This window comes from Sabulicella glaciei (assembly GCF_026183895.1).
GTDB classification, from domain to species: domain Bacteria; phylum Pseudomonadota; class Alphaproteobacteria; order Acetobacterales; family Acetobacteraceae; genus Roseococcus; species Roseococcus glaciei.
On the sequence record NZ_JAPFQI010000001.1, the window covers coordinates 391,324 to 413,481 of the forward strand.

Annotated in this window: 18 protein-coding genes and 1 tRNA gene; 11 read left to right on the forward strand and 8 right to left on the reverse strand. The window is 69.6% G+C overall.

All coding sequences use genetic code 11. From position 1 onward, the window contains the following. The first annotated feature begins 210 nt into the window (after nucleotides 1-210). Genes OF850_RS01675 through OF850_RS01695 form a run of 5 tightly spaced genes read left to right on the forward strand, consistent with a single transcriptional unit; the run spans nucleotide 211 to nucleotide 5,340 of the window. The gene (locus OF850_RS01675) at nucleotides 211-1,434 is read left to right on the forward strand and encodes an AAA family ATPase (RefSeq protein WP_301587928.1); all 1,224 of its coding nucleotides are present in this window, start codon (nucleotides 211-213) and stop codon (nucleotides 1,432-1,434) included. After that, nucleotides 1,431-2,780, forward strand: a complete 1,350-nt coding sequence (locus OF850_RS01680; RefSeq protein ID WP_301587929.1) for a CpaF family protein — start codon at nucleotides 1,431-1,433, stop codon at nucleotides 2,778-2,780. The genes OF850_RS01675 and OF850_RS01680 overlap by 4 nt, the downstream gene beginning before the upstream one ends. A gap of 3 nt (nucleotides 2,781-2,783) precedes the next feature. Next, nucleotides 2,784-3,719 (forward strand): type II secretion system F family protein, encoded by a 936-nt coding sequence (locus OF850_RS01685; RefSeq protein WP_301587930.1) that lies wholly within the window; start codon nucleotides 2,784-2,786, stop codon nucleotides 3,717-3,719. Then, nucleotides 3,719-4,654 carry a type II secretion system F family protein gene (locus OF850_RS01690; protein ID WP_301587931.1) on the forward strand — a complete coding sequence of 312 codons (936 nt, stop codon included), beginning with the start codon at nucleotides 3,719-3,721 and terminating at the stop codon, nucleotides 4,652-4,654. The genes OF850_RS01685 and OF850_RS01690 overlap by 1 nt, the downstream gene beginning before the upstream one ends. Before the next feature lie 2 nt (nucleotides 4,655-4,656). Next, nucleotides 4,657-5,340: a tetratricopeptide repeat protein gene (locus OF850_RS01695; RefSeq protein ID WP_301587932.1), complete on the forward strand. Its 684-nt coding sequence runs from the start codon at nucleotides 4,657-4,659 to the stop codon at nucleotides 5,338-5,340. A gap of 66 nt (nucleotides 5,341-5,406) precedes the next feature. Here OF850_RS01695 and OF850_RS01700 read toward each other — a convergent pair whose 3' ends face one another. From OF850_RS01700 to OF850_RS01725, 6 genes are read right to left on the reverse strand one after another with little or no spacing between them, the layout of a single operon-like run. After that, a complete protein-coding gene (locus OF850_RS01700) occupies nucleotides 5,407-6,225 on the reverse strand; it encodes an HpcH/HpaI aldolase/citrate lyase family protein (protein ID WP_301587933.1) in 819 nt (272 codons plus the stop codon). After that, nucleotides 6,222-7,106, reverse strand: a complete 885-nt coding sequence (locus OF850_RS01705; RefSeq protein ID WP_301587934.1) for a polysaccharide deacetylase family protein — start codon at nucleotides 7,104-7,106, stop codon at nucleotides 6,222-6,224. The genes OF850_RS01700 and OF850_RS01705 overlap by 4 nt, the downstream gene beginning before the upstream one ends. Beyond that, complete coding sequence (locus tag OF850_RS01710; RefSeq protein ID WP_301587935.1) at nucleotides 7,103-7,990, reverse strand: polysaccharide deacetylase family protein; 888 nt, start codon at nucleotides 7,988-7,990, stop codon at nucleotides 7,103-7,105. Before OF850_RS01710 ends, OF850_RS01705 begins: the two co-directional genes overlap by 4 nt. 25 nt (nucleotides 7,991-8,015) lie before the next feature. Then, nucleotides 8,016-9,188 carry an acetyl-CoA C-acetyltransferase gene (locus OF850_RS01715; RefSeq protein ID WP_301587936.1) on the reverse strand — a complete coding sequence of 391 codons (1,173 nt, stop codon included), beginning with the start codon at nucleotides 9,186-9,188 and terminating at the stop codon, nucleotides 8,016-8,018. Between the two features lie 38 nt (nucleotides 9,189-9,226). Next, nucleotides 9,227-10,216 (reverse strand): alpha/beta fold hydrolase, encoded by a 990-nt coding sequence (locus tag OF850_RS01720; protein WP_301588839.1) that lies wholly within the window; start codon nucleotides 10,214-10,216, stop codon nucleotides 9,227-9,229. A 19-nt stretch (nucleotides 10,217-10,235) separates the two neighbouring features. Beyond that, entirely contained in the window at nucleotides 10,236-10,625 is a 390-nt protein-coding gene (locus OF850_RS01725) for a hypothetical protein (RefSeq protein ID WP_301587937.1), read from the reverse strand. A 121-nt stretch (nucleotides 10,626-10,746) separates the two neighbouring features. Here OF850_RS01725 and phaR point away from each other — a divergent pair, with 121 nt between their 5' ends. Then, complete coding sequence (gene phaR, locus OF850_RS01730) at nucleotides 10,747-11,292, forward strand: polyhydroxyalkanoate synthesis repressor PhaR (RefSeq protein WP_301587938.1); 546 nt, start codon at nucleotides 10,747-10,749, stop codon at nucleotides 11,290-11,292. Nucleotides 11,293-11,323: 31 nt separating this feature from the next. After that, the gene (locus tag OF850_RS01735) at nucleotides 11,324-12,046 is read left to right on the forward strand and encodes a DUF3140 domain-containing protein (protein ID WP_301587939.1); all 723 of its coding nucleotides are present in this window, start codon (nucleotides 11,324-11,326) and stop codon (nucleotides 12,044-12,046) included. A 7-nt stretch (nucleotides 12,047-12,053) separates the two neighbouring features. Here OF850_RS01735 and OF850_RS01740 read toward each other — a convergent pair whose 3' ends face one another. Further along, the gene (locus tag OF850_RS01740) at nucleotides 12,054-13,223 is read right to left on the reverse strand and encodes an MFS transporter (RefSeq protein WP_301587940.1); all 1,170 of its coding nucleotides are present in this window, start codon (nucleotides 13,221-13,223) and stop codon (nucleotides 12,054-12,056) included. Between the two features lie 363 nt (nucleotides 13,224-13,586). Here OF850_RS01740 and OF850_RS01745 point away from each other — a divergent pair, with 363 nt between their 5' ends. From OF850_RS01745 to OF850_RS01760, 4 genes are all read left to right on the forward strand, one after another. Continuing rightward, nucleotides 13,587-14,741 carry an efflux RND transporter periplasmic adaptor subunit gene (locus tag OF850_RS01745; RefSeq protein WP_301587941.1) on the forward strand — a complete coding sequence of 385 codons (1,155 nt, stop codon included), beginning with the start codon at nucleotides 13,587-13,589 and terminating at the stop codon, nucleotides 14,739-14,741. A 10-nt stretch (nucleotides 14,742-14,751) separates the two neighbouring features. Then, the gene (locus tag OF850_RS01750; RefSeq protein WP_301587942.1) at nucleotides 14,752-17,886 is read left to right on the forward strand and encodes an efflux RND transporter permease subunit; all 3,135 of its coding nucleotides are present in this window, start codon (nucleotides 14,752-14,754) and stop codon (nucleotides 17,884-17,886) included. 69 nt (nucleotides 17,887-17,955) lie between these two features. Further along, nucleotides 17,956-20,274, forward strand: coding sequence for a xanthine dehydrogenase family protein molybdopterin-binding subunit (locus tag OF850_RS01755; protein WP_301587943.1), 2,319 nt, complete (start codon nucleotides 17,956-17,958; stop codon nucleotides 20,272-20,274). Nucleotides 20,275-20,368: 94 nt separating this feature from the next. After that, a tRNA-Leu gene (locus OF850_RS01760) sits at nucleotides 20,369-20,451 on the forward strand. Nucleotides 20,452-20,455: 4 nt separating this feature from the next. Here OF850_RS01760 and cysG read toward each other — a convergent pair. Beyond that, on the reverse strand, nucleotides 20,456-21,808 hold the full coding sequence (gene cysG, locus OF850_RS01765) for a siroheme synthase CysG (protein ID WP_301587944.1): 1,353 nt from the start codon (nucleotides 21,806-21,808) through the stop codon (nucleotides 20,456-20,458). Between the last annotated feature and the right edge of the window lie 350 nt (nucleotides 21,809-22,158).

A 22,158-nucleotide genomic window follows, 5' to 3' on the forward strand; every position in this document is an offset into this window, starting at 1 on the left:
GGCGTGCCACGGGTGCGAACGAAGCCAATCTCCGCGCCATGGTCGCCGATCCGCGCGACCTTCAGCAGGGCAGGGCGGCGCGCATGGCACGGGGCCAGGCCGCGACGCCAGGCGTCGATCGGCTCCTCGCCGGGCAGGTTCCAGCGCTTCCCAATCCTCGCTCGACCAACCCGGCTCCCGCAATCACGATCGCGCCCGCTGGAGGCGGAAATGTCGCACGTTGATGCGAAGCTTCCCCTGGCCGTCGAAGGGGACCGGCTGCCCCTCGCGGCCTGGATCGCGGACGAGACAAGCGAAGACGCAGTCCGTGCTGGCCTTCCCGACATCGCCGCCGGCTCGGCAATCCGGCGCGGCAATATCCGCACCGCAATCAAAGCCCTTGCGCAGCAGCCGACGCCCCGCCTTCTGCTCGTGGACATTGAGGGCGATGCCTCGCCGCTTCAGGCGCTGGATGCGCTCTCTGCCGTCTGCGCGCCCGATGTGCGCGTGATCGTGCTGGGCGACCGCTCTGATATTGGTTTCTACCGCCAACTCACGCGCGAATTGGGCGTGGACGAGTACCTCCCGAAGCCACTGACGCGCGACACGATTTCGGGAGTGCTGCGGCGCCACCTATCTGACACTCCGGAAGGCGAGGGCGCGGCCGGCGCGCGAGGCGGCCGGCTTGTCGCGGTCATGGGCGTTCGCGGCGGCGCGGGTGGCACGACGATCGCCGCGAATCTGGCGATGCAGATTGCGAGCGAAACCCGCGGCCATGTCTGCCTGCTCGACATGAATCTGCGCGGGGGCAACGCGGCCTTGCTGCTCGGCGTGCAGCCCGGTGGCGCGCTGAGGACCGCGCTCGAGCAGCCCGAGCGCGCCGATGCGCTCTTCGTCGACCGGGTGGCCGTGCCGGTGACCGAGCGCCTGCGCGTCATCGCATCGGAAGAACCGCTGGGCAGCCAGCCGGCACCCACCGAGGAGGGGGTCTGCCACCTGCTCGACCTTCTGCTGCAACGCTTCAATGTCGTAGTGGCCGATGTCGCCTTGCCGCCTGGCCCAGCGGAGCGGACGCTCCTCGCCCGCGCGCGGCAGCGTGTGCTGGTCATGACGCCGGAGGTGACGCAGATCCGCGACATGATCGCCGCGCGTACCTTCCTGTCCGAGCTGGGCGGGGAAGGCGCGGCGATCTCCGTACTCAACCGCGCCAATGCACGCTGGGGGCTGGACACGAAGCTTCTGGAGCAGGGGCTCGGCGGAAAGCCGGATATCCGCCTGCCCGACCTTCCGGTGGAGCTTGCGAAGGCCGCCAATCTCGGCCGTGCGGCCGTGCTCGACTATCCGGCGTGGCGCAAGGCGCTCGCGCCGCTCGTGCAGGAATCGACCGGTCAGCGCCTGGTTGAAGCGTCGGCGGGCGGCCTTGGCCGGATCGTCAAGGGGCTGTTCCGGCGATGAGGAATTTCGGGCGCCGCATCGACCCGCTCGTGAGTCCGGTCAGCCCGGGCGCCGCTGGAAACGATGATCCCGCACCCGAGATCAAGACGGGAGACGACCTGCCCGAGGAACTGCGCACGCGGGTGATGCAGCAGGTCGATCCCATCGCCGCCGCGAAGCTCGACATGGCGCAGCTGAAGCGGGAGTTCGAGGCGCTCGTCCATTCCATCGCCCAGCAGGACCGGATCGAGGTAACCGCGCGGCAGCAGCAGCGCCTCGCGGAGGACATCGCCTGGGAGATGGCCGGGTACGGGCCGCTGGAGCCGCTGCTGAAGGACGAGACGATCAGCGACATCATGGTGAACGGCCCGGATCGGGTCTTCATCGAGGTGCGCGGCAAGACCCAGCTTTCCAAGGTCCGCTTCCGCTCCTCGCAGCAGGTGGCGAACATCGCGCAGAAGATGGCGGCCGCGGTCGGGCGGCGGGTGGACGAATCGAGCCCGCTCCTCGATTGCCGCCTCGCCGATGGCAGCCGCGTGAACGTGGTCTTCCCGCCGCTCGCCCTCGACGGCCCGTGCCTGTCCATCCGGAAATTCTCCAAGAAGAAGCTCGACTTCAATGCGATGGTCGAGAATGGGAGCCTTTCGGCCCCGGTTGGGCGCGTGCTGGAGATCGCGGCGCGCTGCCGCCTGAACATCGTCATCTCGGGCGGCACCGGCTCGGGCAAGACGACGATGCTCAACGCCATGAGCCGGCTGATCGACCATGACGAGCGCATCGTAACCATCGAGGACGCGGCGGAGCTTCAACTCCAGCAGCCCCACGTCGTGCGTTTGGAAACCCGCCCGGTCAACCTGGAGGGCAAGGGTGAGATCACCCAGCGCGACCTGTTGAAGAACGCGCTGCGGATGCGACCCGACCGGATCATCGTCGGCGAGGTGCGCGGCGCCGAGGCCTTCGACATGCTTCAAGCCATGAACACGGGCCATGACGGAAGCATCTGCACGGTTCACGCCAACACCACGCGCGACGCTGCCATCCGCATCGAGAACATGGTGCAGATGGGCAGCATGTCGCTTCCGGTGCGCGCCATCCGCACCCAGATTGCCAGCGCGGTGGACCTCATCGTTCAGATCGAACGCATGCGCGACGGCTCCCGGCGCGTCACCCAGGTCTCCGAGGTGTGTGGGCTGGAGGGCGAGGTCATCACGATGAACGAGGTGTTCACCTTCGTGTATGACGGCGAGGACGCCACGGGCCGGATCCGCGGGCATTACGAGACGCCGCGTGTGCGCCCCAGCTTCATCGAGAAGCTGCGCTATTTCGGCCTCGACGAAGTCTGGATGCGGGCGATCCAGGAGGCCTGAGGCATGGTTGTCGCAATCCTCCTCGTCCTCGCCTTCTGCCTCGTCCTTTGGGCGCTCTGGCTCATGCGCGACGGCACGACCCGGCGCGTGCGCGACCGCGTCCGTGAGATCGGCGGCGCGGGGCCGACCGCTGCTGTGGCCACGATGCGCGGTCCCAGCATCCGAATTTCCGAGGCGGGGGAGGGCGGACGGGTTGCCCGCTTCTTCCGCTATCGACCTGAGCTACCGACCCGCCTGCCTGTCGTCGTCGTCGCCGCGCTCGGCGGCGCCGTCGGGCTCTTTGCCTACTGGCGGGTCTCGGGCTGGTTCGGGATGCCGGTGGGCATGGTCGGGGGCGCCATCGCGGGCGTGCTCGGGACGCGGACGCTGTTCAATTGGCAGGCGCAGGCCTATCTGCGTCCGCTCTTCGAGCAGCTGCCCGACTCACTGGGCTTCGTGGTGCGTTCGGTCAAGGCGGGCCTTCCGGTTGCCGAGGCGCTCCGCGGCCTCGCGCGTGAGATGCCCGAACCGACGCGCAGCGAGTTTGGGCGTGTGGTGGGTGAGATCTCCATCGGTCGGCCTGTGGAGATTGCACTCTGGCGCCTCTACAAGCGCACCGGGCTGACGGAGTATGCGTTCTTCGCCGTGACGTTGGGACTTCAGGCTCAGACCGGCGGCAGCTTGGCCGAGACGCTTGAGAACCTCGCCGACATTGTCCGCAAGCGTGTGGCCATGCGCTCCCGTGCCCGTGCCCTGGCCGCGGAGGGGCGCATGTCGGCCGCAATTCTCGTGGCGATGCCCTTCGTCGCGGGGCTCGGGCTGATGCTCCTCTCGCCCGGATACATGGATGTGTTCTTTCAGTCTTCGGGAGGCCAGCAACTGCTCATCACAGGGGGTACGCTCCTCGCCCTCGGCCTCCTCACCATTCGCTGGCTGATCCAGCGTGCGACGACCGACTGATGAACGCCCTCGCACTCGCCCTCATTGCCGGGTTCGGCTCCCTGCTGCTGGTCAGCGTTGCGTCCTTCTTGCTGAACCGTGAGGCCGCGCGCCGCGATCTGAGCCGGCGGATCCGCGGCCTTTCGCGCTCCGACGAAGATCGGGAGGCCGCGGGTGGAGCACCCGTTCTCGGAGGCGTCATCGGCCTCTTGCGCCAAATCGGCGAGGCGCTTCGACGCCGGTCCATCTTCTCGCCGCCCGAGGTGTCGCAGCTGGAGCAGGCGATCGCGGCTTCGGGCCTTCCTCTTGGCCAAGCGGTGCCGATTTTCATCGGCACCAAGGTCGTTCTCCTCCTGCTGTCTCCCCTTGCTGGCTTGGCCGTTGCTCTGCTGCGCGGCTCGGAAGCCCATGGGATCCTGCTTTCTGTGGCCTTTGGCCTCATCATCGGGATCATGCTTCCCGGCTGGATCCTCAAGCTGGTCCGCAAGCCCTACATCAAGGCGCTGCAGCGCGGACTGCCGGACTCGCTCGACCTCCTTGTCGTGTGTGCCGAGGCGGGGCTTGGCCTCGACAGTGCGGTCGAGCGCGTGGCGGTGGAAATGCGCGCCTCGAACCCCGCCGTCGCCCGCGAGTTCGGCATGCTGGGGCAGGAACTCCGGATGCTGCCGGACCGGCGTGAGGCCTTGAACCGCCTTGGCGAACGGACAGGGCTCGACGGGTTCCGCCGCGTCTCCGCGACCTTGTCGCAGACCTTCCGCTACGGGACGCCGCTGGCGCAGGCGCTGCGCGTCCTGGCGGCAGAGATGCGCCAGGAGCGGATGACCAGCCTGGAGGAGCGCGCGGCGCGGCTTCCGGCGCTGCTCGTCATGCCGCTGATCCTTTTCATCATGCCCTGCCTTTTCATCGTGTTGATCGGTCCCTCGATCATCCAGCTCAGCTCCCATTTCGGAGGTTAGCCATGACGCCGCTTCCCGTCCTTCTCGGGGTTCTCCTTCTCGCCGGATGTGCGTCGCTCGGCCTTTCGAGCGAGGAGCCGGACCGCGAGACGGCCGCGCGGCTCCGCGTGGCCGAGGTGGCGGAGCGCTCGGGCCAGCCGGACATGGCGCTCTCGCTCTATGGCGCGGCCGTTGCCGCCAATCCCGGCGCGATCGAGCCCATCCGCCGGCAGGCCGCTGCCCTGGCGCGAACGGGCCGGCTCGCCGAGGCCGAGCGCGCGCTGAACGGCGCAATGGCGCGCCAGCCCAACTCGCCTGTCCTGCTCGGCGAGATGGCGCGATTGCGCCTGCGCGCTGGGCGCTCGCATGAGGCGCTGGCGCTGCTCGACCGCGCCCTTGCCGCCGCGCCGCGCGACGCGAGGCTGATTGGCGCGCGCGCCATCGCTCTGGATTTGTTGGGTCGGCCGGATGAGGCCCAGGCGCAGCACGACCGTGCCGCGTCGCTCGCGCCGCTCGACGCGGCCATCGCGAACAACCGCGCCGTTTCGCTTCTCCTTGCCGGTCAGGCGAGGCCAGCCGTGGAGATCCTGTCGCCCTTCGCGGGGCGGGACGACCTGCCGGAGCGTGTCCAGGCCAACCTCTCCATCGCGCGCCGGATGGAGGAGCGTCCGGGCACGGATCTCGCCGGCGCGATGGCGGGCGAATGACACGGGGTCCCCGCACGGTAAGCCACAGGGAGTGAGCACGGCTGAGCCCTGGCCGTGGTCTGGGTTTCAGCCGCGGCGCAGAAGGGCCTTGGCGCGCTCCACGATGGGGCGGTCGATCATCTGCCCGTCGAAGGTGACGGCGCCCCGGCCCTCGGCCAGGGCGGCGTCGAAGGCGGCCACCATGCGCCTCGCACGCTCGAGTTCCTCCGGGCGCGGGCCGTATTCCTCGTTGATCACCGCAACCTGGGAGGGGTGGACACAGGTGGCGCAGGCGAAGCCCAGCGCACGTGACCGGCGCAGCATGGCGCGGTAGCCCTCCGGGTCCGACAGGCCGGCCACCGTCCCGATGAAGCCCAGCGGCAGGATCCCCGCCCCCCGCGCCGCGACGAGGCCTAGGCGCTTCGGCAGTTCCAGCGCGTCGGGAGTCGCCTCCGCCCCCAGATCGGTCGCCAGATCCTCGCCGCCGATGCCGAGCGCTACTAGGGAAGGGTGGGCGCGGGCGATGGCGTCAAGATGGGGCAGGGCCTTCGCCTCCTCCACGAGCGCGACCAGCTTCATGCCCGGCGCCGCCAACTCGGCGAGGAGCTGGACGTGATCCGGTCCCATCACCTTGGTCAGCACCAGCCCGTCCGCGCCGGCCGCGGCGGCGGCCTCGATATCGGCCACGGCCATGGCGAGCGGCCGGTTGATTCGCACCAGCACGTCGCCCCCCGGCCGACGGGCGCGCGGCACGGCCGCGGCCAGCGCAGTCCGTGCTTCCGGCTTGCGGTCGGGCGCAATGCTGTCCTCGCAGTCGAGGATCACAGCATCCGCCCCGCGCTCTGCCGCCTTGGCGACGAAGCGCTCCTCCACCACGGGCACGTAGAGCAGGGAGCGCCAGGTCACGCTGCAGGGTGTTCCTTCATCCAATGGGCCGCGATGTCGGCGCGGCGGCAGACCCAGACGCCATCCTGCGCTTTCGCCCAGTCCAGCACCTTCGCCAATCCGCTTGCCCGGCCGGCATGGCCGATGATGCGGTTGTGCAGCCCAACGGACAGGATGCGCCCGCCCGGCTCGGAGAGCATCAACTCGCAGGCATGGCGGATATAGGCAAAGAACTCCTCGCCTGTGGTAAGCGCGGCGCGCTGGAAGCGCACGTCGTTGTGCGTGAGCGTGTAGGGGATGACGAGGTGCGGCTTGCCCTTCACCGCGCGCCAATAGGGCAGTTCGTCGTCATAGGCGTCGCTGTCGTAGAGATAGCCGGACTCGGCCAGGAGGCGCCGCGTGTTCTCCGAGGGGGCGTAGCGTGTGTACCAGCCCATCGGTCGCGTGCCCGTCAGGCGCTCGATGATGGCGGTTGCCTCGGCGACGCGGGTACGCTCCTTCGCCTCCTCCATTCCGGCGTGCATTTCCCAGCGCAGCCCGTGGCCGCAGAAATCCCAGCCGGCCTCCACCATCGCGGCCGCGGCATCGGGCGTGCGCTCAAGCGCGCGCGCCACGGCGAAGACGGTGCAGGGCAGGGCGCGCTCGGTGAACAGGCGGTGGATGCGCCAGAACCCGACACGCGAACCGAACTGGAACATGCTCTCCGCCGCCAAGTCGCGGCCCTTCACGGAGGCGGTGCTGCCCTCGGTCAGCGCTGTCTCGGAACGGGGGTCGCCATCGGGAAGGCTCTCCTCGCCGCCCTCCTCGTGGTTCAGCACGAAGTTCAGTGCGACGCGCGCGCCGCTTGGCCAGCGTGGGTCGGGCGGGTTGCGGCCATAGCCGACAAAGTCACGCTCGGTCATGGTACCACGCCCCCGGGCAGCGTTGCGACGTAATCCGCGAGTTCCCCGGGCCGCGCGATCCACAAATGCTCGCGGTGCTCGAGGATGCGCCGCATCGCGGCGCGGAAGGGGCGGAGCCGGTGCGGCTGGCCCAGGATGAAGGGATGCAGGACGACCGAGCAGACCATCGGGCGCTTCTCGCTCTGCTCCAGAAGCTCGCGGAATTGGTCCTCCACCATGTCCGCGAATTCGCGGCCCGAATGGTGGCGGGCGATCAGGGCCGGGCTGTCGTTGATCTCGACCGAATAGGGCACGGATAGCAGCCGTCCGGCGCGCGTTTCCATCCAGAAGGGCTGATCGTCCGCGGGCCAGTCCATCACGTAGGTGAACCCCGCCTCGCGCAGCAGGTCCGGCGTGTGCGGCGACTGCGCGATGTAAGGGCCGAGCCAGCCGCGAGGCGCGACACCGGCATGATGCGCCAGGATGTCGCGGCTTTCCTCGATCAGGCGCCGCTCATCCTCCTCCCACAGCCCGTCCTGGCGCTCGCTGTTGGTGCGCCCATGGCCGATGAACTCGTCGCCGCGTGCGCGCAGGGCAGGCGCGATCTCCGGGCAGGTTTCGAGCGCCGCGCTGTTGACGTTGTGCGCCGAGGGAATCTCCAACTCGTCCAGCAGGTCGAGCAGGTTCCACAGCCCGACCCGGTTGCCATAGTCCCGCCACGCATAGGGGCGCTGGTTCTGCACCGCGTTCAATCCGGTGGAATCAGAGCCAAGCCCGGCGCGAAAGGCGAAGTGCTCGATGTTGTTGACGACCAGCAAGGCCAGCCGCTTCCCGCCCGGCCAGTCATAGACCGGCCGGGTCGGGATCGCGGAATGTGCGTAGCGACGGTGCTCGGGGAGCCTCACGGCCTCTCGGCTCTCCCCGCGAACGTCACCGTTCGACGCACATCGCGACGCCCATGCCGCCGCCGATGCACAGCGTGGCCAGGCCCTTCTTCGCCCCGCGCCGCTGCATCTCATAGAGCAGCGTGGTCAGCACCCGCGCGCCCGAGGCACCGATCGGGTGGCCCAGCGCGATGGCGCCGCCATTGACGTTGACCTTGGCCGTGTCCCAGCCGAGGTCCTTGTTCACGGCACAAGCCTGGGCCGCGAAGGCCTCGTTGGCCTCGATCAGGTCCAGGTCGGCGATGCTCCAGCCCGCCTTCTCCAGCGCGCGGCGGCTGGCCGGGATGGGGCCGGTGCCCATGATCGCCGGGTCCACCCCCGCCGTCGCCCAGGACACGATGCGCGCCAGCGGCGTGATGCCGCGCCGCTTCGCTTCCTCGGCGCTCATGATCACGGCGGCGGCGGCGCCATCGTTGATGCCCGAGGCGTTGCCGGCGGTCACCGTGCCTTCCTTGTTGAAGGCGGGGCGCAGCTTGCCCAGGATCTCCATGCTGGTCTCGGGCTTCGGATACTCGTCCGTGTCCACCACCACGTCGCCCTTGCGGCCCTTCACCGTGACGGGAGCGATCTCCTCCTTGAATCGCCCGGACTTCATCGCCTCGCCAGCCTTGCGCTGGCTGGCCTGGGCGAACTCGTCCTGCTCCTGGCGGGTCAGCTGGTACTTCTGCGCGACGTTCTCGGCGGTGTTGCCCATATGGTAGCCGTGGAACGCGTCCCACAGCCCGTCCTTGAGCATGGTGTCCACCAGCTCCAGCCCGCCCATCTTCTGGCCGGAGCGGAGGTTCGCCGCGTGCGGCGCCTGGGACATGCTTTCCTGCCCGCCCGCCACGACGACGGTGGCGTCGCCCGTGGCGACCTGCTGCGCGGCGAGCGCCACGGCGCGCAGGCCGGAGCCGCAGAGCTGGTTGATCCCGAAGGCTGTCCGCTCCGCCGGGATGCCCGCCGCCATGGCGGCCTGGCGCGCCGGGTTCTGCCCCGCGCCGGCGGTGAGGATCTGCCCCATGATCACCTCGTCCACCTCGTTGGGCGCGACGCCGGCCCGCTCCAGCGCCGCCTCGATGGCGACCTGGCCGAGCACGTGGGCGGGAACGTTGGCAAAGGCCCCGTTGAACGCGCCCACCGGGGTGCGGGCGATGGAGGCGATGACGATCTCTTGCATGGGCTGGCTTCCCTCTTTCGGCGCATCCTTGCGCGGCGTCAGGCCTCGCGCAACCATTCGAGGAGGGGGCGCCACAGGGCCCGTTCGGCCCCTTCGCCCGCCACCATGCCGATATGGCCGGCCGCCGCATCCAGCACATGGGGCGCCGGAAGCGCCGCTGCCAGGGCGCGGGCGGAGGCCGGAAGCACGATCCGGTCGCGCGCCGGGATGGCGACGAAGGCCGGGCCGCGCCATTCCTCCGGCCGCACCTTCCATCCCGCGATGCGCCACTCCCCGCGCCCCGGCAGGTTCGCGCCGTACCAATCGGCGAGGCATTCCCGCGCCACCGGGGCGGCGAGGGGCACGCCGTCGTTTAGCCAGTCCTCCAGCACCACGAAGCGCCGCGCCCGCGCGCCGGCCATGTCCAGCCGCCCGAAGGCGCGGAACTTCCGCGCGAGCCCGAAGGGGTCGAGCAGGGCGAACAGGGATTGGATGGTATCCACCGGCAGCGCGTTCATCGGCGCCATCATCGCCTCCAACCCGGGCAGAAGCCGCGCGAGGCTCGGCGCCTCCGGATCGGCGTGGAAATTCCAGGGCGTGGCCAGCAGGGCGAGGCCGCGCACGCGCTCCGGCCGCCGCAGCGCCGCCGCGAGGGCGAGCAGCCCGCCCATGCAGTAGCCCAGCAGCACCATCTCCCCCGGCACCGCGGCCATCGCCCGCTCCAGGCGGCCGGCCACGAGGTCGGTGAGGGTCATCCGCCGCTCCTCCGCCTCCGGCCAGCCCCAGTCGAGAAGCAGGGGGCGCAGCCCCTGGCCGGCCAGGAAGCGCACCAGCGAGGCACCCTCGTCCAGGTCCAGCACCTGGGCGCGGTTCACCAGGGACGGGACCAGCAGAACGGGCCTGCCGCCCTCCGGCCGGTAGTCCAGCAGCCGCGACGCGCCCTCCCGCCAGATCACTGGCGGGTCCTCCAGCGTGCGGCGGTGCTGGTGGCGCCGGTACTGCGCGATGCCGTGGATCAGCGCCGCGTCCTCGCGCAGCAGCCGGCGCATCACGGCGCCGCGAAAGGCCTCAGCCCCGACGCCGCCTTCCGCCAGCCGGGCGGCGATCCGCGCCGCCTCCGCCCGTGCTGCGCTCGATCTCGGAAAGCCGCCGCTCCAGCTCGGCGATGCGCCGTCGAAGGGTGGCGGGGTCATCGCCGCCATCCCCCGCGCCGCCCCCAGCATCAGATGCAGGGGCAGGGGGCGCGGGCCGCGCCGGGGGGTGGGGAGAGGCGTCATGCGCCCAGCGCGCCAGAGCCGCTGCGCCCGCCGCCTGAGCGCGCCAGAACGCGGCGAGCAGCGCCAACCCGGCCGACCAGGCCTCGGTGGCCTCCCGGTCGCGCGCGGCGGAGGCCACCTCGGACTCCCACAGCGCGATCCAGTCCGCGGCCAAGCGCTCGAGTTCCTCGGGGTCGTTCATCCGGTTCCACGACGGTGGGCATTGGCGGCCTCTATAACCGAAGGGCTTCCCGTCGCCCATGCCGATGGTGCTACGCTGCACAGCAACACGGCAACGAATCCAAAAAGGGGCTGGGAAAACGATGGCAGAGGCCGCACTGCAGACCACGCAATCCACGCCGCCCGTGGTGATCAAGAAATACGCGAACCGCCGGCTCTACAACACGGAAAGCTCCTCCTACGTGACCCTGGAGGACTTGGCGAAGATGGTCCGCGACGGGAGGGAATTCGTTGTCTACGACGCGAAGTCCGCCGAGGACATCACGCGCTCCGTCCTCACCCAGATCATCGTCGAGGAGGAGGCGAAGGGCGGACAGCTCCTGCCCGAAAGCTTCCTCCGCTCGTTGATCGGTTTCTACGGCGGCTCCATGCAGACGATTGTGCCCAAGTATCTCGAAGCGACGATGCAAGGCTTCGCGCGCCAGCACGAGGAAATGCGCCGCAACATGGCAAGCGCCCTGAAGCCGTTCTCCTTCGAGGAGGTGGGGCGGCAGAACCTCGCGATGATGGAACGGGCGATGAGCCTGTTCAGCCCCTTCCCGCGTCCCAACGAGCTGGAGCAGCTTCGCGCGGAGAACGAGCGCCTGAAGGCGGAGGTCGCCGCGCTGAAGGACCGCAAGCCGGGCTGAAACCCCGGCTTTCCGTGGGCGTTGCGCCGCCATGCCAGCGACCGCCGAGAAGACCGACCCCGCCCTATGGAAGCGCGTCGTCGCGCGCGTGAAGCGTGGCACGAAAGGCGGAGACGCCGGCGAATGGTCCGCGCGCAAGGCGCAGCTTGCCACCGCCGAGTACAAGAAGGCGGGCGGCGGCTATGCTGGCCGAAAGAGCAAGGACAACCACCTCAGCCAGTGGACGAAGGAGGAGTGGGGCACGAAGTCCGGCCGCCGCTCGAAGGACACGGGCGAGCGATACCTGCCGCGCCGCGCCCGGGAAAAGCTGTCGGAAAAGGAGTACGCGCAGACCACCGCGCGCAAGCGGCGCGACACGAAGGCCGGAAAGCAGCATTCCCGCCAGCCCGCCACCGCGGCACGCAAGACGGCGACCGCGCGGAAGGCCGCGCCGGATGCACTGGTGCAGGAGTTCCGCGAGGCGGTGAACACCAGCCGCTCGATGCTGGAGCGCTGGCTCAAGACCAAGCGTTCGATGGAGGTCGGGCAGAAGCGCGACGGCGGCGAGTCGGTGGGCCATGCCTCCGGACGGCGCATCGCCACGATCCTCGCGAAGGGCCGCTCGGCCGAGTACACGAAGGAGGAGCGGGCGCATATGAGGAAGGTGGTGGGGTATGTGCGCCGTCACCTCGCCCAGCGTCCGAAGGGGGACGTGCGCGACACGGATTGGCGCGCCTCGCTCCGCAACTGGGGCCACGACCCGCTGAAGGGTTGATGCTTCCCTAGATCGGAACCGGCGCGGCGCGCACCATCCGCGTCAGCGCCGCGCAGCCGCCCAGCCCGACCAGGGCGATCAGCGCCGGCAGGCCCCAGCCCGGCAGGGTCTCCAGCGCCACTCCCGCAAGGGGCGCGCCAATGGCGCCGCCCAGCAGGTAGGCGGTGTTCAGCCCGGCCATGCCGAGGGCCCGCGCCGGCCCTGCGAAGCGCTGCACCGCGCGCACCATGCCGAGGGTGTAGATCGCCCCCGCCGCCCCGCCCCATGCCGCCAGCACCGGCCAGACCGGCAGGCCCGGCGCCAGGGCCGGCCAGAACACCGAAGCCACCGCCACCACCACGCCGCAGAGCAGCAGCGCCCAGTCCGTCCCCCAGCGATCCGCCACCATGCCAAGGGGGAATTGCGCCAGCACGTTGCCGAAGCCCGAGGCGACGACGATCGCGGCCGCGGCCGCCGCCGCCATGCCGAGGGCAAGACCCTGCACGGGGAACACCGCCCCGGCCGCCGCCTCCAGCGCACCGCAAAGGGCCGCGGCGCCGGCGGGCGCCGCCATCACGGAGGCCACTGGCCGAAGCCGGGCGAGGGACAGTCGCATCCGCGCCGGGACCGTTCCGGCCGGGTCGCGCAACGCCGCGCCCATGGCCAGCCCCAGCGCCAGGATCCCCGCCGAAGCCCAGAAGGCCTGCGGCACCACCCCCGTCAGCAGCAGCACCGCCGGCCCGCCGCCGATCGCGGCGGAAACAAAGGTCTGGTAGAGGCCAAGCGACGCGCCCTCGCGCCCCTCCGGTGCCATGGCGGCGGCGATGGCGTCGGCCGTCGTCCAGGCAAGGCAAGACCCCACCCCCAGCAGGCCGCCGAAGACGAACCAGAGCGGCAAGGCAGGGTCTGTTCCCAATGCGAGCAGCGCAACGGCCGCCATTCCCGCCGCGACGCGATGCAGGGCAAAGGCCCCGCCCAGCCGCCCGGCCAGCCAAGGGGTGATCGGTGCCGCGAGCAGCGCCGCGCCCCAGACCACGGATGCGTAGAGACCGATCACCGCCGCCTCGACCCCGCGCTGCGCCAGCAGGACGGAGGCGAGGGGCGTCGCCATCCAGACGCCAGCGAAGGCGCAGGTGGCCACGCCCACGAACAGGGCGAAGGAGGCCGCGTGCGGCTTCGCTTGGGTGGCGGTGGACATGGGGGGTTCCTCGGGGGCGGGCCCCGATGGGGCATGAACCGGAATGTGTATGGCGCTGCAGGGCAAGTCAAAGTGGCGCGCCTCGCTGTGCATGGCAGCATTGCGGCCTCCGTGCCAAGCCGAGACGCCTCTGAACTCTCCCGGAGGCGCAAGGCCAAGATTTTGCGTCGTTTCAATGCGCCGGCGTCGCGAACCCGAACAAGAGACAAGCGGCGACTGGGCGCGGTTCCAGGAACTTCAAGCCTCTTGCGCGGTGCACCATGCGTGGTCTTCATTCACCCTGACCGGCTTCCCCGCGTTCCCAGCCCCCGGCTGATGCGCCATGGCCCCTCCGCCGGTTTGCATGAAGGCGTCCCCCCGGTGATGAAGAAGATCGCCCTGTTTCTCGCACTCGCCGCCTTTCCTGCCCAGGCGCAGATGGGCGCAGGCGGCCCGCCGCCCGCCGTTGGCTTTGTCGAGGCACGGCGGCAGGCCGTCACCGAGAGCAACGAGTTCATCGGCCGGATCGAGGCGATCAACCGCGTGGACATCCGCGCCCGCGTCACCGGCTTCCTGGAACAGCGCCTCTTCACCGAGGGCAGCGAGGTGCAGGAGGGCGCGCCTCTGTTTCGTCTCGAACGCGCGCCCTTCGAGGCCCAGCTGGACCAGGCCCGCGCCAACGTCGCTTCCGCCGAAGCCCAGCTCAACAACGCCCGCGTCGTCCTGGCCCGTGCACGCGATCTGCGCTCCACCGGGGCCGGCACGCAGGCGGCGCTGGACAACGCCCAGGCGCAGGAGCGGACGAGCGCCGCGGCGGTGCTCGGCGCCCAGGCCCAGCTTCGCACCGCCGAGATCAACCTCGCCTACACGGAGATCACCGCCCCGGTCGCGGGGGCGATCGGCCGCGCCTACTACACCCCAGGCAACGTGGTCAGCCCAACCCTTGCGGACCCGCTGGCAACCATCGTCAGCCAGGATCCGATGCGCGTCGCCTTCACCATCCCCCAGCGCACCGCAGTCGAACTCCGCGAGCGCTACCAGGGAAGGGGCGGAGCCCAGGCGACGCGTGTGCGCGTGCGGCTCGTCACCGGGGCACTGTATTCCGAGGTGGGGCACATCGACTTCATCGACACCAGCCTCGGCCGCGACACGGACAGCATCCTGGTCCGCGCCAGCATCCCGAACCCGCTCCGCGAGGGGATGCGCGCCGGCGAGCCCGGCGCGCGCGCCCTGATTGACGGCCAGCTGGTCACGGTGCTGCTGGAAGCCGCGCAGCCGGTCCAGGCCATCGTGGTCCCGCGCAACGCCATCGCGCAGGACCAGCAGGGCTTCTTCGTCTTCGTCGTCGGCGAGAACAACGTCGCGGAGCGCCGCAACGTCCGCCTCGGCCGCTCCACTGCCGAGACGGCGGTGATCGAGGAAGGCGTCAACGAGGGCGACCGCGTCATCACCGAAGGCATCCAGCGCATCCGCCCCGGGGCGCCGGTGAACCCGCAACCCGCCGGCGCTGCCCCCGGCCAGCCGCAGCGCGCGGGCTGAGGGAAAGGCCATGATCTCCGCCGTCTTCATTCGGCGGCCGCGGCTTGCCGTGGTCATCTCCATCGTCATCACCCTGGCGGGGCTGCTGTCGCTGACCCGTATCCCGGTGGCCCAGTTCCCCGATATCGTGCCGCCCGTGGTGCAGGTGACGACGCGCTACCCCGGCGCCTCGGCGGCGGTGGTGGAAAGCACCGTCGCGCAGCTCGTCGAGAGCGCGGTGAACGGGTCGGACCGCATGCTCTACATGCGCTCCAACTCGGGCAATGACGGTTCTTATACGCTTTCCGTCACCTTCGCCCTCGGCACCAACCCCGACATCAACACGGTGAACGTCAACAACCGTGTCCAGGGCGTCCTGGCGCGCTTGCCGCAGGAGGTGCAGCGCGCCGGCGTCACGGTGCGCAAGCAATCCTCGGCGGTCTTGATGTTCCTCGGCGTGTCGTCGGACAATCCGGACCACTCGCCGCTCTTCATCTCGAACTACGTCACCATCAACATGCTGGACGCCATGCGCCGCCTGCCGGGTGTGGGAGACGTGCAGATGTTCGGCGCGCAGGACTACTCCATGCGCGTCTGGTTCGAGGTGGACCGGCTCAACAACCTCAACCTCTCGCCCTCCGAGATCATTGCCGCCATCCAGGCGCAGAACGTCCAGGCGGCGGTGGGGCGCATCGGGGCGCGCCCGATCAGCGACGACCAGTCCTTCCAATTCAACATCCAGACCCAGGGCCGCCTCATCTCGCCCGAGCAGTTCGGCGAGATCGTGATCCGCGCCAACCCGGATGGCTCGACGCTGCGCATCCGGGACGTGGCGCGGGTAGAGCTTGGCGCCGCGAACCTGGACGTCGAGGCCCGGCTGAACGGGCAAAACGTCGTCAACATGGGCATCTACCTTGCCCCCGGTGCCAATGCGGTGCAGGTGGCGGAGCTGGCCAAGCGCACCCTGAACGACATGTCCTCCCGCTTTCCGCAGGGGCTGCGCCATACGATCATCTACAACACCACCGACTTCGTCATCGACACGATGACAGAGGTGGTGAAGACCCTGGCCGAGGCCTTCATCCTCGTGGTGCTGGTGGTCTATCTCTTCCTCGGCTCGCTTCGCGCCACGATCATTCCGACCGTCGCGGTGCCCGTGTCGCTGATCGGCACCTTCGCCGTGCTGCTGATGATGGGCTACACGGCCAACACCATCTCGCTCCTCGCCATGGTGCTCGCCATCGGCATCGTCGTGGACGACGCCATCGTGGTGGTCGAGAACGTGGAGCGGGTGATGGAGGAGGAGCCCGACCTCACCCCCGCCCAAGCAACTGACAAGGCCATGCGGGAGATCACGGGCCCCATCATCGCCATCACCCTAGTGCTGCTGTCGGTCTTCGTGCCGATCGGCCTGATTCCGGGCGTCTCGGGCGTGCTGTTCCAGCAATTCGCGGTGACGATCAGCGTCGCGATGGTCATCTCGGCCATCAATGCTCTCACCTTGTCTCCGGCGCTCTGCGCCGTGGTGCTGCGGCATACCGGACCGCGCCGCGGGCCGATGAAGTATGTGCTCCGGGCCATCGATAAGGTGCGGGACGGTTATGCCTGGGTCGTCACGCGCCTCGTCCGCGTCGCGCTGCTTTCGGTCGTCCTCACCGCCGCCATCGCCTTCGGCATCTTCGAGGTCTCGAAGCGCACGCCCCAAGCCTTCCTCCCGGCCGAGGACCAGGGCGCCTTCTTTGTGCAGCTTCAGCTTCCCCAGGGTTCCTCCGTCGCCCGCACCAGCGAGGCGTCGCGACAGGTGGCGGCCTTCCTGCGCCAGAACGAGGCGATCGAGAACATCCTGGAGATCATCGGTTTCTCCTTCATCGATGGCGGCGCGCAGTCCAACTCCGCCTTCATCGTCGGCCGCCTCAAGCCCTTCGAGGACCGGACCCGCGCCGACCAGAGCGTCTTCGCCGCCATCGGCCAAGTCTTCGGCTTCGCCCAGGGCTTCCGCACCGCCAACGTCTTCGCCTTCAACGTGCCGCCCATCCTGGGCCTCGGCACGGGCGGCGGCTTCGAGTACCAGCTGCAGGACTTCCAGGGGCGCGACCCAGTGGAGCTGGGCGGCGTTTCCCTCGCGCTGATGGTGGCGGCGAACCAGGACCAGCGCCTCGCCGGCGTCTTCACTACCTACGCCCCCACCAGCCCGTCCCTCTATCTCGACCTGGACCGCGACAAGGCCCAGGCTCTCGGCGTGCGGATCAGCGACGTCTTCACCACGCTCCAGGCGGCGCTGGGCGGCATCTACGTCAACGATTTCAACCTGTTCGGCCGAACCTGGCAGGTGAACGTGCAGGCCGTCGCCGCCGACCGCGACGACCTGCCGGATATCTGGCGCCTTCAGGTCCGCAACACGCGCGGGCAGATGGTGCCGCTTGCTGCCTTTGCGAATGTGCGCGTGGTGCTGGGGCCACAGACCATCCAGCGCTACAACAACTACCGTTCCGTGAACTTCCTCGGTCAGGGCCGTCCCGGCATTTCTTCCGGCGACGCGCTGCTCGCGATGGAGGAGGTGTCGCGCACCGTGCTGCCGCAGGGCTTCGGCTTCGACTGGACGGGCACCGCCTACCAGGAGAAGCAGGCCGCCGGGCAGACGGGCGTCCTGGTCGGGCTGGCGCTGCTCTTCGCCTATCTCTTCCTGGTGGCCCTGTATGAGAGCTGGGTGATCCCGATGCCGGTTCTGCTCTCCGTCGCGGTGGGCGGGCTGGGCTCCTTCATCGCCCTCTTCATCGCGGGGGCCCCACTCACCGTCTATGCCCAGATCGGCCTTGTCGTGCTGATCGCGCTGGCGGCGAAGAACGGCATCCTGATCATCGAGTTCGCGAAGGAGCAGCGCGAGAAGGGCCTCTCCATCCGCGACGCGGCGGTGATGGGCAGCCGGATGCGCTTCCGCGCCGTGATGATGACGTCCTTCGCCTTCATCCTCGGCCTCGTGCCGCTGGTCTGGGCGACGGGCGCTGCGATGCTGTCCCGCCGCGCTGTGGGCCTGCCGGTCTTCGGGGGGATGCTGGCGGCCTCGTTGGTCGGGATCTTCATCATCCCGATGCTCTACGTCGTGTTCCAGGGGATGCGGGAGCGGACGCATAATCTGTTCCGCCGCAAGGGCAGCGTGGCGCACTGACGCCACGCCCCCTTCCCAAACCCACCCTCGCCGTCAGATGATGGCGAGGACAGGTGAGGGAATCCCGAAATGGCGAAGTTTGGCTTGAGCCAATCCCTGCGGCGCGTCGAGGACCCGAGGCTCCTTCTGGGCCAGGGCCGCTACACGGATGACATCGCATTTCCCGGCCAGGTTCATGGCCACGTGCTCCGCTCCCCGCACGCCCATGCTGCCATCACGTCGGTGGACGCGACGGAAGCCCGCGCCATGCCCGGCGTGCTGGCGATCTACACCGGCGCCGACCTTCAGTCCGCCGGGGTGGGGGACGTGCCCTGCGCCGTGCCGCTGAAGAGCAGCGACGGCTCGCCCCGCGCGGACACGCCGCACCCCGTCCTGGCGGTGGACCGCGTTCGCCACGTGGGCGACCCGGTGGCCTTCATCGTCGCCGAGACGCCGCAGCAGGCGCGCGACGCGGCCGAGGCGGTGATGGTGGATTACGACATCCTCCCCTCCATCTCCGACCTCGCCACCGCGCACGAGGCCGGCCAAGCCCAGATCTGGGATGCCGCGCCGAACAACATCTGCTTCGACTGGGAAGCCGGCGACAAGGCGAAGGCGGAGGAGATGTTCGCGAAGGCTGCGCATGTCACGCGGCTGACGGTGGTGAACAACCGGATCGTCGTCTCCTCCATGGAAGCCCGCGCCTGCGGCGCCTCCTTTGACGCGGCCTCGGGCACCTTCACGGTGCATGCCGGCACCCAGGGATCCTGGCTGGTGAAGGGGCTGCTCGCCTCCAACGTGCTGAAGGTGGACCCGGAGAAGGTGCGCGTCGTCACCCCCGACGTGGGCGGCGGCTTCGGCATGAAGATCTTCCTCTACGCCGAGTACGCGCTTTGTGCCTACGCGGCCCGCGAAGTCGGCCGCCCGGTCAAGTGGACCTCCGAGCGCACGGAAGCCTTCCTGTCCGACACGCATGGGCGCGACAACGTGACGACCGGTGAGCTGGCCCTGGACAGCGACGGCAGGTTCCTGGCGCTCCGCACCCTGAACCACGCCAACATGGGCGCCTATCTTTCCACCTTCGCGCCCTTCATCCCGACCGGGGCGGGCACCAAGGTTCTGGCGAGCGTTTACGACTTCCAGGCCATCCATGCCCGCGTCCTCGGCATCCTCACCAACACCGTGCCGGTGGATGCCTATCGCGGGGCAGGACGTCCCGAGTCGAACTACCTCGTCGAGCGGCTGATCGACCAGGCGGCGCACGATCTTGGGATCGATCGAATCGAGCTTCGCCGCCGAAACATGGTGGCGCAGTCCCGCATGCCCTACACCAGCGCGATCGGCCAGCGCTACGACAGCGGCGATTTTCCGCGCGTCATGGACGCCGCGCTGGGGAAGATCGACTGGGCTGGCTTCCCCGCCCGCAAGGCGGAGGCCGCCTCGCGTGGCAAGAAGCGCGGGATAGGCCTCGCCTACTACCTGGAGGCCACGGGCGGCAGCCCGACGGAGAACGCCAAGGTCGTCTTCGCGGAGGACGGCATGGTGGACGTCTATGTCGGCACGCAGAGCACGGGGCAGGGTCACGAGACCGCCTACGCCATGCTCACCTCGCACGAGCTGGGCATCCCGGTCGAGAAGATCCGCGTCCAGCAGGGCGATTCCGAGACGCTGCCCTCCGGCGGCGGCACGGGCGGCGCGCGTTCTCTGTACTCGGAAGGCCAGGCCATCCTCGTCACGACGGCAAGCGTGATCGAGAAGGGCAAGGAAGCCGCGTCGCAGCTCCTGGAGGCGGCGAAGGTGGATATCGAGTTCACCAAGGGGCGGTTCACCGTGGCGGGCACCGACCGCGGCATGGACATCCTGGAGGTCGCTTCGCGGCAACGCGCCCGCATCGCGGCGGGCGAGGACACGATCCTGCTCGACGCGCTGGAAACGGCGAAGATCGACAGCCACACTTTCCCCAATGGCTGCCACGTCGCCGAGGTCGAGGTGGATCCGGAGACGGGGCAGGTTACGATCCCGCGCTACATCGTGGTGGACGATGTGGGCCACGCGCTGAACCCGCTGATCGTGCGGGGACAGGTGCATGGCGGCGTCGTCCAGGGCATCGGCCAGGCGGTGCTGGAGCGCACGGCCTATGACCCTTCCAGCGGTCAGCTCCTTTCTGCCTCCTTCATGGATTACGCCCTGCCGCGCGCGGAGGACGTGCCCGAGATCGAGGTGGATCTGATCGCCGTGCCCTGCGAGACCAACCCCCTCGGCGTGAAGGGAGCCGGCGAGGCCGGGGCGGTCGGGTCGCCGCCAGCGGTGGTCAATGCGCTGGTTGACGCGCTTTCGGGGGATGGCGTGCAGAGCATCGACATGCCGGCGACGCCGGAGGCGGTTTGGAAGGCGCTGCACGCGGCCTGAACGCCCTTGGGCCTCGGCCGCCGCGGCCGGGCGCCTCTCAGGCTTTGCCGTTGCCCGGTCAGGGCCTAGAAAAGGCCAAGCGCGCAGGCGCTTGGCGGGCGTGCCGAAACGGTAGCCGGAAGGGTCTTAAAAACCCTGGGTCGAAAGGCCGTGCGGGTTCGAATCCCGCCGCCCGCATTCCCTAGACCGGGTCCGGCGTCCCCACCACGGCCTTGGCAGCCGATTGCGGCACCAGCGGAAGCGGGGCCATGCCAACCGCTTCGCCGAGGATCAGCAGCACCGGGCCGTCGCCAGCCCAGTCCTCGCCATGCTCGACCAGTTCGGCCAAGGTGCCGCGCAACTCACGCTGATCCGGCGTGCCGCCGCGCTCGATCAGCATGCCCGGCGTGGCGTCGTCATAGCCTTCCCAGATCATGCCCTGGTGCAACGCCCCCAGGGTGCTCATCCCCATGTAGACGCACAGCGTCTGACCCGGTCGGGCAAGGGCGCGGAAATCAAGATCCAGCACGCCTTCGCGCGTGTGGCCGGTGACCAGCGTCAGCATCCTCGCCGCGTCGCGGTGGGTGAGGGGGATTCCCGCCTGGGCGGCGCAGCCCAGCGCAGCGGTGACGCCCGGGACGACCTCGTGCGCGATCCCCGCCTCGCGCAGCGCCGCGGCTTCCTCGCCACCACGGCCGAACACGAAGGGGTCGCCACCCTTCAGGCGGACCACGCGCTTGCCTTCGCGCGCCAGCTCCACCAGGAGGGTGTTGATGCCTTCCTGCGGCACGCAATGTTCGCTGCGGCGCTTGCCGACGAAGATGCGCCGCGCATCCCGTCGCGCCATCTCCAGCACCGCATCGGGCACCAGCCGGTCATGGACGATCACATCGGCCTCGCCGAGCGCGCGGAGCGCACGCAGGGTCAGCAGGTCGGCCGCGCCCGGTCCGGCGCCCACAAGCTGGACGAAACCCGCCGGCTGCGTGCCGGCGCGGTCGAGCATGGACAGGAAGGCGGTCTCTGCCTCCAGCTGCCGGCCCGCTTCCGCCAGCCGTGCCGGAACGCCGGTGAAGGCGCGCTCCAGGAAGGCGCGCCGCGCGGGCAGGGAGGGAAGGCGATCGCGCACCATCGCGCCGAAGCGCGCGCCCAGCGCGGCGACGCGGCCGAGCAGCGGCGGCAGCGCCGCCTCGATGCGCTGGCGAACCAGGCGCGCCAGCACCGGCGCGGCGCCACCGGTCGAGACGGCGATGGTCACGTCCTCGCGCTGGATGATCGCCGGGGTGATGAAGGTGCAGAGTTCCGGCCGGTCCACCACGTTTACCGGGATGCCGCGCGCCAGGCAGGCGCCATGCAGGGCGACGAGGTCCTCCTCCTCGGCACCGGCGCCGACCGCCAAGGCGATGCCGTCCAGCAACTCGGGCGTGAAGCGCCGTGCCGCGCGCATCGTTGCACCAGACGCGCGCAGCAGCGCCGCCTTAGCCTCCAGCGCCTCGCCCTCGCCCAGCAGGAGGACGTCGCGCCCCTGCAGTTCGAGGAAAGCCGGAAAATGTCGCATCAGACGGGCTCCAGCGCTTCAGTCAGCAAGGCTTCGGGTTCCGGCTTGCGGAAACGGCAACCCGTGCCCGCGGTGCAGGCATGTCCTATCGCTGCCACATCACGGCCGCCTGCCACAATGGCCGACCATATGTGGTCTTTACTGACTCCCTTGCGATTGCAGGCATTTGCAGCGTGCGACGGTGCGTCGAGAACGGTGCCAAGCGTCCCCATCGAGAGCGCGCGCTGACCGCGACTCCATGCTGCGCGATGCTTTCCTGGACCCACTGCTTCGAGGCGCAGCTTCGGCCATTCCAGTCCGGGTGCGCGCGCATCACGTCCGACCGAGCCGTGCCGAAGAGCAGCCCTTTG

Excerpts from the sequence above, each read along its gene's own strand:
- OF850_RS01675 (WP_301587928.1), top strand. The coding sequence starts at position 211 with ATGTCGCACGTTGATGCGAAGCTTCCCCTGGCCGTCGAAGGGGACCGG.
- OF850_RS01680 (WP_301587929.1), top strand. The coding sequence starts at position 1,431 with ATGAGGAATTTCGGGCGCCGCATCGACCCGCTCGTGAGTCCGGTCAGC.
- OF850_RS01685 (WP_301587930.1), top strand. The coding sequence starts at position 2,784 with ATGGTTGTCGCAATCCTCCTCGTCCTCGCCTTCTGCCTCGTCCTTTGG.
- OF850_RS01690 (WP_301587931.1), top strand. The coding sequence starts at position 3,719 with ATGAACGCCCTCGCACTCGCCCTCATTGCCGGGTTCGGCTCCCTGCTG.
- OF850_RS01695 (WP_301587932.1), top strand. The coding sequence starts at position 4,657 with ATGACGCCGCTTCCCGTCCTTCTCGGGGTTCTCCTTCTCGCCGGATGT.
- OF850_RS01705 (WP_301587934.1), bottom strand. The coding sequence starts at position 7,106 with ATGACCGAGCGTGACTTTGTCGGCTATGGCCGCAACCCGCCCGACCCA.
- OF850_RS01715 (WP_301587936.1), bottom strand. The coding sequence starts at position 9,188 with ATGCAAGAGATCGTCATCGCCTCCATCGCCCGCACCCCGGTGGGCGCG.
- OF850_RS01720 (WP_301588839.1), bottom strand. The coding sequence starts at position 10,216 with ATGCGCCGGCTGCTGCGCGAGGACGCGGCGCTGATCCACGGCATCGCG.
- OF850_RS01725 (WP_301587937.1), bottom strand. The coding sequence starts at position 10,625 with ATGAACGACCCCGAGGAACTCGAGCGCTTGGCCGCGGACTGGATCGCG.
- phaR (WP_301587938.1), top strand. The coding sequence starts at position 10,747 with ATGGCAGAGGCCGCACTGCAGACCACGCAATCCACGCCGCCCGTGGTG.
- OF850_RS01735 (WP_301587939.1), top strand. The coding sequence starts at position 11,324 with ATGCCAGCGACCGCCGAGAAGACCGACCCCGCCCTATGGAAGCGCGTC.
- OF850_RS01740 (WP_301587940.1), bottom strand. The coding sequence starts at position 13,223 with ATGTCCACCGCCACCCAAGCGAAGCCGCACGCGGCCTCCTTCGCCCTG.
- OF850_RS01745 (WP_301587941.1), top strand. The coding sequence starts at position 13,587 with ATGAAGAAGATCGCCCTGTTTCTCGCACTCGCCGCCTTTCCTGCCCAG.
- OF850_RS01750 (WP_301587942.1), top strand. The coding sequence starts at position 14,752 with ATGATCTCCGCCGTCTTCATTCGGCGGCCGCGGCTTGCCGTGGTCATC.
- OF850_RS01755 (WP_301587943.1), top strand. The coding sequence starts at position 17,956 with ATGGCGAAGTTTGGCTTGAGCCAATCCCTGCGGCGCGTCGAGGACCCG.
- cysG (WP_301587944.1), bottom strand. The coding sequence starts at position 21,808 with ATGCGACATTTTCCGGCTTTCCTCGAACTGCAGGGGCGCGACGTCCTC.